Consider the following 17372-nt stretch of genomic DNA (forward strand, 5'->3'; position numbering starts at 1 on the left):
GGAGAGACATATGTCCGGGACTGGAAAGCTACAGCGGTGGGTCGGCGAGGTCTCAGGCATCGAGGAGACCTGGAATCCGAAATGGCAACGTCACCTGCCAATTCAGGCCCCCTTCGAGTGGCTCGCGAAAGGCTGGCGTGACCTCGTAACTTATCCGGCGCTCAGTCTGAGCTACGGCGTGGCCGTCTTCGTCGTTTCCTTCTTGTTCATCTGGCTCCTATTCGCTACCGGACGCGACTATTTCCTGCTTCCGGCCATCGCGGGCTTCATGATCATCGCACCGCTCCTTGCCGCGGGCCTTTACCTGAAGAGCTCCCGCCTTGAACGGCTCGAGCCGGTCAGCCTTGGAAGCATGCTGCGCGTCAGACCCCTAGCCGGTGCCCAGGTGTTCTTTACCGGGCTGATTCTGTGCATGCTCATGCTCCTCTGGATGCGCGCAGCGGTGATCATCTATGCCTTGTTTTTCGGCGTGCGGCCGTTTCCCGGCCTGGGCCATGTCACGCAACTCCTGCTGACAACGCCCACCGGATGGGCCATGCTCGCGGTCGGCATTTTCGTCGGCGCCCTTTTTGCCGGATTTTCCTTCGCGATAAGCGTGTTCTCCATCCCTATGCTGCTCGACCAGCGCATCGATGCGTTTACGGCAATGGGTGTCAGCGTCGCGCTCGTCTGGAACAACCTCCGTCCGATGCTCGTGTGGGGCGCGATCGTACTGGGACTGTTTCTGGTCAGCGTCGCCACGGCTCTGATCGGTCTGGTCGTGATCTTCCCCTTACTCGGGCATGCGACCTGGCATGCGTACAAGGCGGTGCGCTAGTCATGTCCTGCTGCTCGGGCATTTCTGTTCCACTCGCCGAGGGCGCCGCTCGGAAGACCGCGCGCGCTGAGGAGATCCGGCTCGCGAGCCGTGATCTCGGCGACGGGCTTCGTCAAACCATTTTGTCGCTGCCCGAGGTGCATTGCGCCGCCTGTATTGCTGCCGTCGAAGGCGCTCTCGGGAAAATTCCCGGCGTCGAGTTTGCCCGAGTGAACCTGTCCACGCGGCGAGTGACCATCAACTGGCGGGGCAATGACGACGCGAGCCCAGATTTCGCCGCCCCGCTTGCCAAAATCGGCTATGCCTCGCATCTGGCCTCCATCGAGGAGGACACGCAGGATCCGGTGCTTTCCTCGCTTTTGAGGGCGCTCGCGGTCGCCGGTTTCTCGGCGATGAACATCATGATTCTCTCGGTATCGGTCTGGTCCGGGGCCGATCCGGCGACGCGCCAAGCTTTCCATCTGATTTCGGCCGCGCTCGCTCTGCCGGCGATCGTCTATTCCGGCAGGATATTTTATCGCTCGGCCTGGGCGGCACTGTGGCACGGTCGCACCAACATGGACGTTCCGATCAGCGTCGGCGTTCTCCTCGCCTTTGGCCTGAGCGTCTACGACACCCTTGAAAACGCGGCCTATGCCTATTTCGACGCGAGCACGTCCTTGCTGTTCGTCCTGCTGGCAGGGCGAACACTGGACCACCTGATGCGGGGCAAGGCGCGTTCCGCCGTGGGAGCGCTTGCGAGGCTCGCGCCGCGGGGCGCAAATGTGATCCGGGCGGACGGCGCGATTGATTACGTCCCGCTTTCCGAGATCAAGCCGGGCATGCATCTGCTGGTCGCCGCCGGCGAGCGCGTTCCGGTCGACGGCGTTGTCGTCAAAGGCGCCTCGGAGCTTGATTGTTCGCTCGTTTCAGGGGAAAGCCACTGGATGCATGCCGCGGCGGGAAGCGCCGTAAAGTCGGGCGTACTGAATCTTTCCAATCCGCTGACACTCCGGGCGACCGCATCCGCCGACGAATCCTTCTTCGCCGAGATGACCCGCATGATGGAGGCTGCCGAGAGCGGGCGCTCCAAGTATCGCCGCATCGCTGATCGCGCCGCAGGCTTGTATTCGCCCGTCGTGCATGGGACTGCACTCCTTTCACTGCTGGCATGGCTCTGTGCAACAGGAGACCTTCACAAGGCGATCACAATCGCTATTGCAGTGCTGATCATAACCTGCCCCTGTGCTCTCGGACTTGCGGTCCCGATGGTGCAGGTGGTCGCGGCGCGCCGCCTTTTCGAACGTGGCATCATGGCGCGCGACGGGTCCGCATTCGAGAGACTGAGGGAAATCGACACCGTGCTTTTCGACAAGACCGGAACGCTGACCCTCGGCGAGATGCGGTTCGTCAATGCGGGCAGCATTCAGCCCCGGCTTCTGTCTTTGGCCGCCGCTATGGCGAGAGTGTCGCAGCATCCCGCCTCCGTCGCCATCGCCTCGGCGGGCGCCGGGCGGCAGGCAGTCCCCGTGATGATGTTCGACAGCCTGGAGGAGATCCATGGCTGCGGCATCGAGGGGCGGGCAGGGGACGCGGTCTACCGTCTCGGACGCCCGTCGTGGGCATCCACCGCAATGCAAATCGACGTGGGACCGTCGTCGGCAATCGTGCTGTCAAGGGACGGCGAGACGATGGCGGTTTTCGCTTTCGAGGATTCCGTCCGTCCGGGCGCTCGAGAGCTTGTCCAGTCGCTACGCTCCGCCGGTCTTTCTGTGAGCATAGTGTCGGGAGATCGTGATGCCGCTGTTTCGTTCGTTGCCAGGCAACTGGACATAGAGGAGTTCTCGGCCGAGTTGCAGCCGGGTCAAAAGGTCGAAGCCATCAGGGCGCTCGCAGCGACCGGCCGCAAGGTGCTGATGATTGGCGACGGACTCAACGACGCGCCGGCACTTGCGGCCGCGCATGTGTCGATTGCGCCGTCAACGGCAACGGACGTCGGGCGGAGCGCATCAGACTTCGTTTTCCTTGGTTACAGCCTGCTGGCAGTCCGGGAAATCATTCAAACCGCGTCAAGGGCCGATGTGCTCATCCGCCAGAATTTCGCAATGGCAATCGCCTACAATGTCGTCAGCGTCCCCTTCGCGATTGCCGGACTGGTCACGCCGCTCGCTGCCGCGCTTGCCATGTCCTTGTCCTCGATCGTCGTCGTTGGAAACGCGCTGCGCCTCGGTGCAAAGGTCGACAAGGGCCCGCGCACCTTCAGCACGACAAAACCAGCCACGGCAAGGATATGAATTATCTCGCTGTCCTCATTCCGGTTGCGTTGGCGATGGGCGTTGTCGGACTTCTGGCATTCTTCTGGTCGCTGAGTTCGGGGCAATATGACGACCTCGACGGGGCGGCTGAAAGGGTGTTGTTGGAAGAGGACGACGGGACATCGCCGGCGGGAGAAGGAACTGCGAGCGGGCACCGGCGTTCCCGTTCGGAAGACCGTGAAGCGAAACTCCAAGCTGGAGGTCCGAATGCAACAGAGCATGGATGAACGCTTGGGTAGAAGCCCGCCCGAGCAACCTGAGGAGAGGCAGAAAGAAGTGGCGGACTGGCAGATCGATCCGTCGGAGTCCGTCACCCTGTTCGCAATTGCCGTGGGAGCGGTCGGCGCTGTGGTCGGACTCGTCGCCGGGATCGCGTTCCGTTCCGATACGGGAATAGCTTGGACGATCCTCAATTGCTTTGTTGCGGTCCTCGCCGGTGGTTCTGCAGGGGTGGTCACGGGCGGCACGATAGGAGCTGCCGTTGGTATGTTTCGCGGCGCCAGAGTGCCGCAAGCACACGGCGAGAAATGACAAGAAATGTCGACCTGCACCGATGGCAGGATAAGCTAAAGTGTCGCGCCTTGTGTACGCGACGTTCAGCGGTTGTCGATCCGGCATTTCGCAAAAGCGAAGCTAATTCCAGTTCGCAGGGCGGCACGCTTTCCGTTCAGGCAATGGTTCCGGACCCTGCCGCAGAACCGACCGCCTAAACGGTGGAGGGCTATGAAGCCTATTGGTCCTTCGAAATCGACGAAGCGAATACGACATTTGCCATCACTGTAGAATCGTCTTTGGTCTGCAATCTCATCGGCCAGAAGATGGAGCGAAAGTTCGAAGTCACCGAAGATCAGCTTGTGATCACCCCAACCAACCTAAAAATGGCTGTCGGGTAACCCACTAACATCAATAATGGGCAGTGGCTTCACATCCATCGGCCGCGTCGCCATTTTCCTTTACGGGCTAGGTGCCGGAAAACTGGTCGCGCTCCGCCTCACGCACTCCCTTTGCCAGTCCCAGCTTGAGGGAAAGTCCGCTCTCGGCAAACCTCAGGACGTAGCTCGCGCTGTGGTCGAGCGGCCGCTATGGGTCGACTGCGGCCGCTGATCGGACACTGCTGTTGGCACAAAAATCGGACTCGCAAGCACATCGGGAACATAGGCTGGTGCCCTATGCCCGGCACGTCCACGCAACCGGGGCGTCGCGAAACATATTGGTTGTGGAGGACCTACTCAAGCGATCCCCCAATTCTTCGGGCGGTGCGTCGCTCCTTACCCGCGCGCCTTAAAGTACAGCCATCCTACCTCGCGCCATTCCGACACAAGGAAGGCGTTCTCCGTGATCGGGATTGGCAAGCTGATTGACCAAGTGAAGGTCTGATCGTCGTCAGGCGTGTGCCCGTAAAACATTATTGATCGACCGTCTTCAGCAAGTTCGGGATCGACCTGCTCGATGTCATCAAACGTCATCGCTTTTCTCCGGTCCTTTTCTGGCGCGCATTGGCTTGCTGCCCTTCGCCGCGAGCTGCCACGAGGCTGGATCGCTGCCGGGTGCGGCGCCCTCTGGAACAGCCTTCAAGGCAACCCATAGACCGCCGGAATGCGTGACCATATCGCCTCGCGAGTAGGAGTTCGCGCTGAAAAATGCCCCGGTATCGAACTCCACCTTCCTCAAGCGGTTCGACACGAGTGAGGATCGCCCGCAACTTCGCGGACGTAGCAGCGGTCACGCCCGCGACGAGCGCGTGAACCATGCGCGTGCCCGTTGGCCGTTGCAGCTCCTCTTTCGTGAGGCCGGCGTCGAGGCCTGTTCTTATCTCCTCGGCGCGCGCCGCAATAAAGGCGAGCTGCTCGTCGTCGCCCTTGCCTGTCATTGCCCAACGCTCCCGATGATCTCCGCGACCTCGGTGCCCGATAGGCTTCGGCGCTGTTCAAGGATCACGGCCAGGCTCTCGATTTTCCGTGCGATGATCGAGCGCGAAGGAATCGGCGAGAGCAGAAACGTGCCCCCGCAACTCATCGGTCGGATGATGCCACGACCCCAGAAAAATTGCATGATTCAGTAGAAGTTCGTCCGATTTCGACAAGCCGGTTTCAGGCGCCGCAGTTCGGCCAGCTAGGGCAACGACCGCATATTCCATCGCGAGCGCGCCGTGGTGATGCCCTCTTTCAAGGCAATCACCAGGAGATTCGAGAACCACCTCGCGCCGGTCAAGCGAAGCAGCCGAAGCGATAGGCGGCCGTCGAGGCGTTGATGACGTTTCCCGGCGCGAAGTCGTCGTCGGTTTGCTTCTCGCAAAGTTTGCGACAATGGGAGTCCGGCTCCGCGCTCTGCACCTGATCCCGCGCGCCGAGTAGCTGGTCAATCTCTGCATTGAGGCGACCAAGCTGCTCTGCCATGCGCCTTTGTTCCGCGAGCAGAAGGGTGAGCGTGTCAGTCATTGTCTTCTCGGAAGTCCCATGGACTGATAACACTTACGACAGCAATTGCGTGCTCGAGCCGATGCGTCGGCTAGATGCACGAACCCGGCGATAGACGATTATGGCTCCTTTTGGCGCGTACCTTGGCTCTTCCGGTTTCGCCGCTTCCGTGCCAATCGCAGCCAACAGCCGATCCCGTGCCTCGACCAGCTTACGGAACATTTCTGCCGTGCCGCCTTGGTCGGGATGCGCCTTCAAAGCTTTCTTGCGGAATGCCTTGATGACTTCTTCGCGGCTGTAGTTCGACGAGACGCCGAGCAGTTCCATCGCCTCGACAAGAGGCACCTGCATGCTTGGCGGGACGCCGCCGCCGGATGTACCGAAGCGTGACCACCATAATTTGTCCAACTTCTCGGCCATGCGTCCGGTTTGTGATGACACGAAACACACGCCGCGCCACCATGCCCACGCGTGCCAAAGTTGCCGACGATCAAGGCGCGCCGCCTCACCACGATAACGGACAACGACGTTGCGCTCTGTGATGCGAGTGATTTCTGCCTCGAACCAGGCGATGCCATTGCGGTCGATGCTGATAGCCCACACTTGAACGGGCACGTCCGGCGGATGGAAGAACAGCCGCTTCCTGACCGTGGTGGTCTTCCAGAAGTGCGTCTTCCAGCGGTAGTATCCGCGCTTGTCCGGGACCGGCACTGACTGACCCCATGTGCCGATCATATCGCAATAGTCGAAAAGCCGGCGTGCCTCCACATAAGCCGGATCACGCTCAAATCGATCTATATATTCCTTATCGGGAGAGTTCTCGTGATAACACTTACGGCCCAATGCCGCTTCCGTGTTCTTGTGAGCGCGGCTTATCAACTTTTCGGCTTGCTTATGCTTCTCCCTGATCCGCCGCAACAGACGATGCGCGGCGCGGGTCGCCGATAGCCGCTGCTCACGCGTCGGCTTCCGACCGCCCAGCTCATAAGCGTTATCAGTGATCTCGGAGATTGACAGCGCGCTGTCGCGGGTTGCGGCCAGCAAATCCGCGATCCGCCTTTCGATGGTGCCTGGTCCCCTGCTCATGAGTGATAATACTTAAACAATGCCAGGATCGCGTTCATGGTGTTCGCATCCCTCATCGTCTTGCTCCTATTTTCCGACGCCGGGATTGACGCCGGAAGCCTGAACCGGATCGGTGAAAGTCGTGAAAGTCGCGGTCCGCCAACTTCCCTAATTGCCCTTTCCCTTCACGCGCCCGTGCGCATTCACCAACGCATTGTTATCGCTATAGTTTTTATACCATTAGGGCCGATGGATTTGAGCAAGATGGAAAACCGCGACTTTCACGACTTTCACGACTTTGACTTTCTCGGCCTTTAAAGCTCCTTCACTGCCTCAAACCGTTCTCTAGGCGTGACATCCTTCCTGCCATACACGACGGTTCGCTTGCCGCGGATCACCCAAAACCCGTCTTCGGCGGTCGGGTTGGCAAGGCGCGCATACCCGGCGCGGTCCATGTTCTTCGGGATTTGGCGGCGGTTCTTAGGGTCGTTCAGCCAGGTTTCGAGCGGACTGCCTATTGGCGTCTTGGCGATGATCATGCTGATAGTGACGACTGGCGGCTTGCCCAGATCCTCAATCGTTTCCTTGAGCATGGCGACTTCCGGGTTTAGCTCGGTCGTGACGATCTCCCAGAACGCGGCGGTCTTCCGCGGCGGCTTCTTCGCGTTGAAGCCGGACAGGTCCACGCTGCGCAAGTAGGCGGCAACGTGTCCGCTGCCTTCCTTGTCGAACCACCGATAAAGGTCGTCGAAATAGGTCTCGCTGAAATCGGTCCGGGCGGCTTCAGACGCGGCGACGTAATGGCGGCGGTCGTCTTCCGGCAGATACAAGCCATCGGTCTTGTAGTTCGAGCCGATGACGACGCCGCACAGGTTCGGAATCAGATATTCGGGCCGGTTCTTCTCGTCGATGTAGAGGCAATCAGGCGGTGCCGCGAGAAGCGGTTTGCAATGCTCATAGAAGCTATAGCGGTTGACTTCGCCGAGGTCGCGGCCCTCGTTGACTTGCAGGATGACGGTCTTGGACCAGCCGTTGAAGCGGCCGAGAAGCACGGTCGGCGAAATGGCCTTGTGGTTCCAGCGGCCGATTGCCTCAATGACGGGATAAAGGATCGTATCCTTACCGACGCCTTGTTCACCGATCATCACCAGCCCATGATTGATCTTCTCATGCGGCCGCTGAACGCGATGCGCAAACCATTTAACCATGTGGTCGACGTCATCAGGAAAGATGATGCGGATGTGATCGAGCCATGGTCCGGCTTTTGAAGGATCGCCCAGGAGGATCGGAGCGGGACGGTAGAGATTAAACAGGGTCGCGCCGGGCTTATCGATTAAGCCGCCTTCGGTCATCAGCTTGTCGTAGATCAGGCGCGGCCAGCCGGGATGCCATGTCATCGCCTCGACTGGCTGAGGATGGCCAAAGGTCGCCGTTTTCCGTGTAGATGTATTTGTGGCTTGGCATGTGGCACCAGAAGTCGTCAGTCGTCAGCTTGAACCGTGCGCCCCTGCCTGTTTTCAGTATCCTCTCGTCCGGATCGCCCTTGCCGTTGCCCTTGGCGGCTTGTTCTCGTTCGCGCTGCCGTTCCCAAGCTTGCCGCAGGCGTTCGGTGGCGCCGGAGTCCGTGTCGTTCATGCTGCCGCCCCCTTGTGCTCACGCAGGACGAACAGCTCGGGCATCCGCGCCGGCTGCATGTGCTTCCGGTACGTTGGCAGCAGGCTTTCGGCGACGGCGACGCGCGGGACGTCACGGAGGCGGTCGAAGGCGAGGCTCAAATTGACGATCACGATTCCGTCGCGGTCCCAGCGAAGCCAGTCTAGAGGGTTCGCGAAAACGTTCAGATTGCCGTCAAACGAACAGGTGGATGCGGCACTGATCAAGTCCTCACCAACGGCGAAGCCGCGGCCGTTCCACGTCGCCATCGCGCCGGATCGCGGTTGCCAGAAAATGCAGTCTTCGGCCTCGGGAAAAACCAAAAAGGGCTCACCATGTGCATGCTCTTCGAAGAGGCCGTCGTCAGCCTTAAAGCCATGGGCGAGCATCACTATCGGCGGCCGCATCACTGCCGACATGCGGACGCCCTCTGCCAGCAGCCAGCCCACTTGCTGCGGCGTTAGCTTGCGAAATCGGCCGAGATCGGGATAATTCAGGTGGAAGTTCATCGTCAGCGATCTCCGTTAGGAAACCACCGCCAAAATTGACGTACGTCAAAACTCAGACTAGTCTCTCAAAATCTCCCCCAGTCGTGATCGAGCCTGGCGCGCGGCAACTTTGGCGGCAGGCTCACTCTGCGGCTTCGATGCCGGTCTGTTGCGCGGCGCGGCGATCACACCATGCGTGCACCTTGGCCTTGCGGAATGGCGCCGCGGCCTGCATGGAATTGCTGGACTTTTCCGGGCGCGGAAAACCCTCATTGTGTATTTTGCGGTGCAGGTCGGTGCGGTTCCTGACGATCCCTTTGGCGACGAGATCGGCAAAGTAGTAGAACTCGTATTCGAGTTCGCGATCAGGGTGTCGGTTCAGTAGGGCGCTTGTATCATGCGGGCGCGTTTTCTCCACGGCAGGTAGCCTCCCATTGGGGCTCGACTCCTTCCTTTTTAGTCGTCACCAATCGAGCAGAGTTTTCGATATAGGCCGTTATCGGCCATCATATCGTAGCTGATTCGCGCTCAATGGTAGCCGCTGATTTGCCTTTGAGGATTTTGTCAAGTTCTCTTGCCCATGCTGCAACGGCTTTGGATTTGTCCTTGGTCAAGGCGCCATGCATGTAATGGCCGCCGACGCCGGGAATGGCATGGTTCAGGACCGCATCAATGATATGCGGGGCAATCCCTTGTTCTTGCATATGCGTGGACGCGGTTCGGCGTAAGTCGTGGTGCCGCCAGCCGGTGACGCCGGAAAGCTCATCCAATTCGGCTTTCAGTTGGGAAAAGTTGCCGATGGCGCCGCCCTTTTCGCCAGCGAAGCAAAGCTTGTTCGGTGCGCCCTTTCCAAGCTGATCGAGCGCCAGTTGCGGCAATGCCAGCCAATGTTCGCGGTTCGATTTGTTTGAATCCTCTTTCTGTTTCCAGCGTCCCCCGAGGATGTCGCCGTACTTCAGTTGGGCGCCTTCGGTCTTGCGCTGGGCCATTACCATCAGGAAGCGCACCAATCGGCCGTAGGCAGCGCCATTTGCGCTTTCAAACGGGCCGTCGCACGCGGCCCAAATAGCGCGCATTTCGTCGGCCGTCAGAACCCGCTCGCGCTTCACGAGGCCGGGGCCAACCTTGAGCGTATCCGGAACGAAATTCGTTTCGATATGATCCTCTTGAGCTGCCCATTTCATGATGGTGCCGAGATAGCTCATGAAGCGATCTGACATTTGCGGCGCCCGCTTGGCAATTTCATCGCGCACCTTGCGCAGATCGGCTTTCGAGAAATCGCGGGCGGGGAGCTTGAGATAATCCTTGAGATTGCGGCGCACCGTGCGCATAGCCTCGGGAAGCGTTTTCATGCCTTTAAGCGCTTTCTTGCTGCCGCCGCTCTGCGCCGCAGCGGCCTTCGCGTTTCTGGCCCTTTCGTATTCGTCGAAAAGTTCTCCGAGCGTCATGCCTCCTTCTTTCGGATGCGGGGGCTTTGCCTCGACAACTGGCACTCCGGCTTCAACGCGCTCAAGGACAGCACGCGCCTTTTCGCGGGCTTCCTGAAGCCCGAGGCTATCGGATTTGGGCGGAGCATTCGGCACGAAATAGCCAAGCAGATCGGTTTTCTGTTTCCCGCCTGCGCCGCGATAGCGCACGTACCATGTCCGGCGCTTCTTGCCGATGATGATGAGGAGTCCGGGAACGATATGATCCTGATGACGGCCTTCCGGCAGGCTGTCGTTGTTGAGTGCTGCGGCGGTGATTTTCATCTGGTGTTTGCCCCTGAACCCGCTGATTATTGATCACTAGCGCGCCAAATTTTTGCAAATTTTTGCGCAGTCCCGGTATAACATGATGAAACATGTTGCGCTATACCGTTCTATAAAATGCAATGAAATCAAATGCTAGATGGAATTTAAGCCGTTGATAAAATGAATATTTGCATTTATTTGTAATCAGTAGGTCGGGAGTTCGAGTCTCTCTGGGGGCACCATCAAACCCTTGGCCAGCAAGGTTTCAGCCGCCGATCGACAGCCGCCTTCGCTGCCCGGCCGCTCCAAATCGCCGTTTGTCCTGCCAATCATCGCGGCAGTGCTGATTTTTTCTGCAACTGGGCAAATTCAAGCGCTTGCCCAAAACTGAAGCAGTGTTTCTTTCTGTTCCCAAATCATGACCGCTCCGCTTAATGCCATGAAGCCAACAATTGTGCGGAAATTCAGCTCGCTCATGCCTTTCAGCATACGCTTGGCGACCCAGTTGGATACCAGGGCTCCAAGTCCGGCAGCAATGCCGAGCAGCAAGAGTTTACCTGTCAGCGCTCCGAACACCGTATATGCCCCGATCTTGGCGAAGTGCATCGGAAAGGAAATCGCGGTCTTGGTCCCTACCATCCTTTCCCTGGTGATGCCGGCATTGAGATAGAGCGTGTTCAGGATCGGGCCCATGGCTCCGATCAGGCCGGAGAGGAAGCCGACGACAAGCTCTGCCGGGAAGAACCACCACGTCGCCACGGCAAAGGTCCTTTCCCGCCGGGCAAATCCGTACTGGAATATCGTGGAGATCAGGAACAGGCCGATAAATATCTGAAGCCATTCCGCCGAGGTGGTGGAGAACGCCGCCGCACCGAGGATGCCGCCGATGGCCGCACCGGGGAGACCCCAGGCAACGACGCGCCATTCGATATCCTGGAAAAATACCAAAGCGCGTCCGCCTCCCGCGATGAGGGTGGCGACTGCGGCCACGGGGGCGACGGCTTGGGCACCGGCGATGAAGCCGATGAGCGGTACGAGGAGCACGGCTCCACCTCCGCCGCCAATCGTCGAAACGATCCAGGCGATGAATCCCGAGGCGGCGAGGAGCAGATAGTCCATCATATTGAATTGCCCTCAACGAGCCCCGATCAGCATCCGCCGATTCGCGGCGATGACCACGGCCCACTCGAACAGGCGCAGACGACCGGGCTAACGCTCCACGATAGCGACCCCGTCCTTGATCCGGTCACTCGGATAGAGGATAGCCCGGTCGCCAGGCTCGAGTCCTTCCCGGATTTCGACCGCGAGGCTGTTTCGCTGGCCGACGGCAACCCGGCGCAAACGCGCCAGTCCGTCTGCTGCGATAAACACGGCCCAATCGTCGCCTTGCCGGAACAAAGCGCCAAGCGGCAGCTTGAGGACCTCACCTTCGAACAGGATGACTTGCACGTCGACTCGATAACCATGTCCGAGCGTACGCCAACGTTGCGGTGGTTCGGCAAAGTCCAGGATGACGTCGACCCGCTGCTCCTCGATTCCGAGCGCCGACACCTCGGTTTGCCCGAACGGCTCGATTCGACGAACGACGGCATTGAGGTCTTCGCCACCCCAGCCGGTGATGATCGCTCGCTGACCTGGGGTTATGCGCACGGCGTCCTCCGAGAGGAAGTTGACGACGATCTCCAGATCCGCAGGGTCACCGATGTCGAGCAGCGGCGTACCAGCTTCGACCACGCCTTCACTGCGGCGCATGACCTGCAGCACCACGCCGCTCACCGGCGCGGTTACCGGCATGCATTCGCAGTCTTCACGAAGGCTCCGGATCTCCTGCCGCGACAGGAGCCGTGACCGGGCTTGGTGAAGCTCGTGTTCTCGTACCTTCAGGGCGGCTTCGGCCGTAGCCAGATTGGCCTGCGCGACATGGTATGCACGCTCCGCATCCTCCAGGGTGCGCTGCGAGATTGCCCTGCGCTCGATCAACTGTCGGGCGCGGGCGAGCTCTCCTTCGGCAAAGGTCAAGTCGGCTTTGGCCTTGTTGAGTTCGGCAGCGGCGAGCTTGTGGGCCGCGCGTGCCGCCTCGACTGCCGCCTGCAGCTCCGCCTCGGTCCTCACGTCCAGAAAGGCCGGCGGCGCGGGTTCGATTTGCGCCAGTTGCGTCTCCCCCGCCTTGACGACGTCGCCCACCTCGGCGGCGATACGCTGCAACTGTCCGCGCAACGGCGCATGAAGCGTATAGACGTCGCGCACCCGCGTTTCGCCCTCCTCGTCGAGGGTGACGCGCAGCAAGCCGGTCTCGGCCACGGCCAGATCGACCTGAATCGGCTGCGGCCGCAATGCATAGGCGATCCCCGCCGCGAGCAGCGCGAGCAGGCTGCCCCAGATTGCCAACCTGCGCTTCACGACACTCACAGGCTACTCCCTTGTCTTCAGCACCGCGATCAGGTCCAGCCGATCGAGCCGCCGGAGCACGACCGCAGCGCAGACCAGCGTCGCCGCAAGTGCGATCAGCGCCGCCTTGCCGTAGGTTGCGTCCCGCAGCACGAGCGGCACGCGGTAGAGTTCTGTCTCGAAGGCGCTCGTCATGTACCACGCGAGGCCGTAGCCGATCGCCGCGCCCAGCGGGATCGCGACCCACGTCAGAATACCGACCTCGCCAAGCAGGATGTAGGAGATCTCCCAACGACTGAAGCCGAGAACGCGAAGCGTCGCGAGCTCGCGAGCTCGTTCGGAAAGGGCAATCCGGATCGAATTATAGGTGACACCGACGGAAAGCGTCATGGAGAAGGCGACGAAGAAGCCGATGAAGATGAAGATGGTTTCGCCCATGGTCTTGTAGAAGGTGTCGATCGCGGCCTGCCGGAAGAGTACGGCGGCGACGTTGGGAATGTCCTTGAGTTTTGCCAATAAGCTCGCGCGGCTCGGAGAATCGACGAGGATATGCAGTCCGCTCACGACGCGACCGTCACCTGCTATCCGGTTCAGCGCGCCCATCTCCATGTAGGCGGGCGTGCCGAGATAGGTTTCGAAGACCTGAGCTACCGGAAGGCTCAATCGCGCCTGGCGCCCTTCCAGGAGTTCGACGCCCACGGTATCGCCTGCGCTCACGTGAAGCAGCTCCGCGAGCTTGCGTGAAAGCATGAGGCCGCCGGGGGGAACGTCGATGCGTCCGCGCTCGACGTCGAACACGGGACTGAGGATTGCGCCGGGCGGAACGCCGATTATGCCCTGTCTCTCGACAAGGTGCCCGTGGCTGATCCGCGCCGAGGCATGGCGATAGGGCTCTGCCGCCAGGACGCCGGGTAGACGCTCGAAGTCTCCGATCGTGTGAATGGGCTGCAGGTCGTTGAATGCAACGGTCGCGTCCTGATGCTGCCCGCGCTCGAACACGGTGTCGGCGAGGGAGTCGATCGCGTCCACCCACTGCAGCGCCATGATCAGCACGGCGATGGACATTGCGAGACCGAGGCTGGCGAGGAAAGCCCTGACCGGCCATCGGACGATGCGTCTTACGATCATGCGCGACGGTTCGTCCAGCGCGCCGGCAAGCGCCGTTCGAGAAGCCCAGGTGCGCCGATAGATCGGCGGGGAAGGTGGGAGCATCGCTTCCGCAGGCGGAAGCCGGACCGCGCGGCGCACCGCGGCGAGGCTGCCGGCGAGCGCCGCCCCGAGGCTGATTGCGCCGGCAATCACGAAACCGGCAGGGCCGGGGCGATAGAGCAGGAAGGGAAAGCGGTAGAATTTCGTGTAGAGTTCGGTGTTCCAGTGGCCGAGCCAGGCGCCGAGCAGCGAACCGATCAGGATGCCGATCGTGCCGATGACGAGGACCATCTTGGCGTAATGCCAGCCGATCGCCAGATTGCCGTAACCGAAGGCCTTCAGAAGGCCGATCTCGCGCCGCTCCGTCTCGATCAGCCGTGCCATTACCATGTTGGTCAGGAAGGCGGCGACCGCCAGAAAGATCGCCGGCATGATCCGCGACATGTTCTTTTGCTGGGCGATCTCGCTTTCCAGAAACCAGTTCGAGGTCTGGTCGGCGCGACCGTAGGCACCGATGCCACCGAAGGGGGCAAGCAGGCCGTCGAGCCGGCGGATACCGTCTTTTTCGTCGGCGCCGGGCAGGAGGCTGAGCGTGACGCTGTTGAAGGAAGCCTTTAGGTCGAAGGCGGCCGCCAGCGCATCGTGCCCCATCCACAGGACGCCGAAACGCTCGTCGTCCGGCATGAGGCCGCCGGGCGCGATCGCGTAGACGAATTCGGGGCTGAGGGCGGTGCCGACGACCTGCAAAGTGCGTTTGCGCCCCCTCAATACCGCGTCGAAACTGTCGCCGGGCTTCAATTCGTGAGCCTCGGCGAAAGGCTCACTGACGACCACCTCATCGGGCCGGGTCGGGTCGGTCAAGCGTCCGGATCTGATCACCAATGCATTCAGAAGCTCAGGACCCCGTTCGGGCAGCGACAGCAATTGGGCAACGACCGGCTCGGCAAAGCCGGGCATGTCAAGAATGGCGCCTTCTACGATGCGCGTTTCCGCGAGGCGCACACCCGGGATATCCGCAATGTCGCGGCCAAGATGTTCGGGCGCACGCTTTGCCTGGGCAAACACATCGGCAAAGCGCGTCCGCTCGTAATAGGCGGCCGTCGTCTCCTCGAGCGCCTCGATCGTCGTCAGTGCCATGATGAGCAGGGCCGTACCGGACGCGATCACCAAAGCGATGGCGAGAACCTGGGCCTTCAGCCTCCAGAGTTCACGAACGAGCTTTCGATCGAGACTGCTCATCATGCTCACCAGGCGAGTTCGCCCGGGGCGCGCTGAACGGCGTTTTTCCGCCTTTCGACGATGCGCCCATCGGCAAAGTAGAGCACGCGATTGGCAATCTCGGCAATGACGGCGTTGTGGGTGATGAGCGCAGTGGTGGTCCCAAGTTCCCGATTGATCTTGAGGATTGCCTCGAGCACCAGGATTCCCGTCTTGCTGTCGAGTGCGCCCGTTGGCTCGTCGCAGAGAAGCAGCTCGGGACGCTTGGCGATTGCGCGGGCGATGGCGACGCGCTGCTGTTCGCCGCCGGAAAGTTGCGCCGGGAAGTGATCGAGCCTGTCGCCGAGGCCGACGATCGAAAGCGCCTCAACCGGTGACATCGGATTTCCGGCGATCTCCGTCACGAGGGAGACGTTTTCGCGGGCCGTCAGGCTCGAAATGAGATTGTAGAACTGGAAGACGAAGCCGACGTGATTGCGGCGGTAGAGATTGAGCGCGCGTTCACTGCCCATGGAGAGGGGCTGGCCGCGAAACTTGACCGTTCCGCGGGTGGGCGTATCGAGGCCGCCGAGGATGTTGAGCAAGGTCGATTTGCCACTCCCCGAGGGCCCCAACAGAACCACCAGTTCGCCCTCGCGAAGGTCCACGTCCACCCCGCGCAGCGCGTGAACCTCTACCGCGCCCATCCGATAGATCTTGGTGAGCTCGCGCGCCTCAAGGGCAATGGCCGACGCCTCGTTCTCCACTACAAGCTCCTCGGAATGCCGATGTGCCGTTGTGTTGCTGTGAAGAGTGAACTTTAGCAGATCCTTCGCCATTCGGCGGTGACTGATGCGCTCTGCGGCTGAGAACGCGTGGGGCACCAGCGCCCGGTGTCGTGCACCTCAGTAGCTTCGATCGGCATTAGAGGCTTCCCGTCCGCAAACGGGTCGAAGTATTGCGGACAGGAAGGCGGGAGACGGTTCAAGCGGCGGCCTTGAACTGAATCTTGCGCTCGCTCCGCTGCGCTTCCGGGGTCTTCGGCAGGGTTACGGTGAGAACGCCTTCGAGAAATTAGCGGCGATCTGATCGGCATCGACGCCATCGGGCATTCGGGACGTCCGCTGGAACATCAAATATCGAACGAGGTCGCGGGCTTCGTTTCCACGTCGCGGCAGCGTTCCATGGCCTTGATAAGGTTCTCCGCCAGATAGTCGATCAGAGCGCGCGTCGCCGGCAGCAGGCCGTGGCGTGAGGGGAAGACGAGGTGCACCACGACGTTGCCGGAGGTCCATTCCGGCAAGACCGGGACGAGCACGCCCGTGCGGAAGGCGCGTTCGCAGATGTGGTCGGGCAGCAGGACTATCCCCATGCCTTCGATCGCGGCACGCTCGAGAATGAGAAAATCGCTGCAGCCGATGACCGGCCGGTGTGCGATCTCGATAGTCCCCCCGGTGGCATGCACGAGCCGCCACACATCCGTCGTCTGCTGCTCGTTCATCGAAAGCGTCGGCATCTGCGAGAGATTGTCGGTCGTGATATCGCCAAGGCGGGCGAGAAGTGTCGGGCTTGCCGCAAGGCGCTGGCGCACTTCGCCGAATTTGCGCACGATCAACTGGTTGTCGGTGTCGAGCTGATCGCGTGCGCGCAGCGCCACGTCGATTCGCTCTTCGATCAAGTCGATGCGCCGGTTGGTGGCGGTTATCAGCAATCGGACGCCGGGATATCTGCGGTGGAAGGCGGGCAGGATATCAGCGATCATCGGCGTGAAGCCGATGGGGCAGGCGAGGCGCACGATCCCACTCGGCTCAGCGCGTACCGCCGCGACCTCCGCTTCCGCCGCCTTGACCCCGTCCAGGAGGCCCTGGGCGTGTTCGTAGAAGACGCGCCCGATCTCCGTCATCCGCAGTTTGCGCGTCGAGCGCTCGAGAAGCCGCACGCCCAATTGTTCCTCCAGGCGCGCCACATGTTTGCTGAGTTTGGACTTCGGCATGTTCAGGTCGCGCGCGGCAGCACTGAAACCGTTGTTTTTCACGACGGCGGCATAGAGAGCGATATCGTTCAGGTCCTGCATTCGTGCCTCCATCAAAGACAATACAGAAGATACAAGCGGCTTTCCGTGCGCATCCTGCATATCAAGCCGTGGAGCCCATGCGAAATCACTGCGTCGC

General features: G+C 60.8%; 18 protein-coding genes. 5 read left to right on the plus strand and 13 right to left on the minus strand.

Annotated elements, in window-relative coordinates; genetic code table 11:
* Positions 1-10: 10 nt before the first annotated feature.
* Genes M728_RS05500 through M728_RS05515 form a run of 4 tightly spaced genes read left to right on the plus strand, consistent with a single transcriptional unit; the run spans position 11 to position 3642 of the window.
* A complete protein-coding gene (locus M728_RS05500) occupies positions 11-817 on the plus strand; it encodes a DUF2189 domain-containing protein (RefSeq protein WP_026619399.1) in 807 nt (268 codons plus the stop codon).
* Between the two features lie 2 nt (positions 818-819).
* The gene (locus M728_RS05505) at positions 820-3090 is read left to right on the plus strand and encodes a cation-translocating P-type ATPase (RefSeq protein WP_026619400.1); all 2271 of its coding nucleotides are present in this window, start codon (positions 820-822) and stop codon (positions 3088-3090) included.
* A gap of 35 nt (positions 3091-3125) precedes the next feature.
* Positions 3126-3338: a cbb3-type cytochrome oxidase assembly protein CcoS gene (gene ccoS / locus M728_RS05510; protein ID WP_245269668.1), complete on the plus strand. Its 213-nt coding sequence runs from the start codon at positions 3126-3128 to the stop codon at positions 3336-3338.
* The gene (locus M728_RS05515) at positions 3319-3642 is read left to right on the plus strand and encodes a hypothetical protein (RefSeq protein ID WP_026619401.1); all 324 of its coding nucleotides are present in this window, start codon (positions 3319-3321) and stop codon (positions 3640-3642) included. Before ccoS ends, M728_RS05515 begins: the two co-directional genes overlap by 20 nt.
* A 737-nt stretch (positions 3643-4379) precedes the next feature.
* Here the strand turns inward: M728_RS05515 and M728_RS05520 are convergent.
* The 3 genes from M728_RS05520 to M728_RS05530 all read right to left on the minus strand — a co-directional run bounded on the left by M728_RS05520 (position 4380) and on the right by M728_RS05530 (position 6572).
* Positions 4380-4577, minus strand: a complete 198-nt coding sequence (locus tag M728_RS05520) for a hypothetical protein (protein ID WP_026619403.1) — start codon at positions 4575-4577, stop codon at positions 4380-4382.
* 741 nt (positions 4578-5318) lie between these two features.
* A complete protein-coding gene (locus tag M728_RS05525; protein ID WP_026619405.1) occupies positions 5319-5549 on the minus strand; it encodes a hypothetical protein in 231 nt (76 codons plus the stop codon).
* 33 nt (positions 5550-5582) lie between these two features.
* A complete protein-coding gene (locus M728_RS05530) occupies positions 5583-6572 on the minus strand; it encodes a J domain-containing protein (protein WP_198023369.1) in 990 nt (329 codons plus the stop codon).
* A gap of 78 nt (positions 6573-6650) precedes the next feature.
* On the opposite strand from M728_RS05530, the gene M728_RS05535 reads away from it, so the two are divergent.
* Positions 6651-6911 carry a hypothetical protein gene (locus M728_RS05535; protein ID WP_026619406.1) on the plus strand — a complete coding sequence of 87 codons (261 nt, stop codon included), beginning with the start codon at positions 6651-6653 and terminating at the stop codon, positions 6909-6911.
* Here the strand turns inward: M728_RS05535 and M728_RS05540 are convergent.
* The 10 genes from M728_RS05540 to M728_RS05585 all read right to left on the minus strand — a co-directional run bounded on the left by M728_RS05540 (position 6908) and on the right by M728_RS05585 (position 17275).
* Positions 6908-7945: a primase-helicase family protein gene (locus M728_RS05540; RefSeq protein ID WP_156943352.1), complete on the minus strand. Its 1038-nt coding sequence runs from the start codon at positions 7943-7945 to the stop codon at positions 6908-6910. The genes M728_RS05535 and M728_RS05540 overlap by 4 nt on opposite strands.
* The gene (locus tag M728_RS05545) at positions 7920-8228 is read right to left on the minus strand and encodes a hypothetical protein (RefSeq protein ID WP_156943353.1); all 309 of its coding nucleotides are present in this window, start codon (positions 8226-8228) and stop codon (positions 7920-7922) included. Before M728_RS05545 ends, M728_RS05540 begins: the two co-directional genes overlap by 26 nt.
* Positions 8225-8755: a hypothetical protein gene (locus M728_RS05550; RefSeq protein WP_026619408.1), complete on the minus strand. Its 531-nt coding sequence runs from the start codon at positions 8753-8755 to the stop codon at positions 8225-8227. The genes M728_RS05545 and M728_RS05550 overlap by 4 nt, the downstream gene beginning before the upstream one ends.
* A gap of 121 nt (positions 8756-8876) precedes the next feature.
* Positions 8877-9152 (minus strand): hypothetical protein, encoded by a 276-nt coding sequence (locus tag M728_RS05555; RefSeq protein ID WP_026619409.1) that lies wholly within the window; start codon positions 9150-9152, stop codon positions 8877-8879.
* Between the two features lie 88 nt (positions 9153-9240).
* Positions 9241-10485 (minus strand): integrase family protein, encoded by a 1245-nt coding sequence (locus tag M728_RS05560; RefSeq protein ID WP_026619410.1) that lies wholly within the window; start codon positions 10483-10485, stop codon positions 9241-9243.
* A 351-nt stretch (positions 10486-10836) separates the two neighbouring features.
* The gene (locus tag M728_RS05565; RefSeq protein ID WP_026619411.1) at positions 10837-11589 is read right to left on the minus strand and encodes a sulfite exporter TauE/SafE family protein; all 753 of its coding nucleotides are present in this window, start codon (positions 11587-11589) and stop codon (positions 10837-10839) included.
* A gap of 87 nt (positions 11590-11676) precedes the next feature.
* Positions 11677-12876, minus strand: coding sequence for an efflux RND transporter periplasmic adaptor subunit (locus tag M728_RS05570; RefSeq protein ID WP_026619412.1), 1200 nt, complete (start codon positions 12874-12876; stop codon positions 11677-11679).
* A 3-nt stretch (positions 12877-12879) separates the two neighbouring features.
* On the minus strand, positions 12880-15246 hold the full coding sequence (locus tag M728_RS05575) for an ABC transporter permease (protein ID WP_370906471.1): 2367 nt from the start codon (positions 15244-15246) through the stop codon (positions 12880-12882).
* A gap of 2 nt (positions 15247-15248) precedes the next feature.
* A complete protein-coding gene (locus M728_RS05580; protein ID WP_026619414.1) occupies positions 15249-15968 on the minus strand; it encodes an ABC transporter ATP-binding protein in 720 nt (239 codons plus the stop codon).
* Between the two features lie 365 nt (positions 15969-16333).
* Entirely contained in the window at positions 16334-17275 is a 942-nt protein-coding gene (locus M728_RS05585; protein WP_026619415.1) for a LysR family transcriptional regulator, read from the minus strand.
* Between the last annotated feature and the right edge of the window lie 97 nt (positions 17276-17372).

This window comes from Ensifer sp. WSM1721, from assembly GCF_000513895.2.
Classification (GTDB): domain Bacteria; phylum Pseudomonadota; class Alphaproteobacteria; order Rhizobiales; family Rhizobiaceae; genus Sinorhizobium.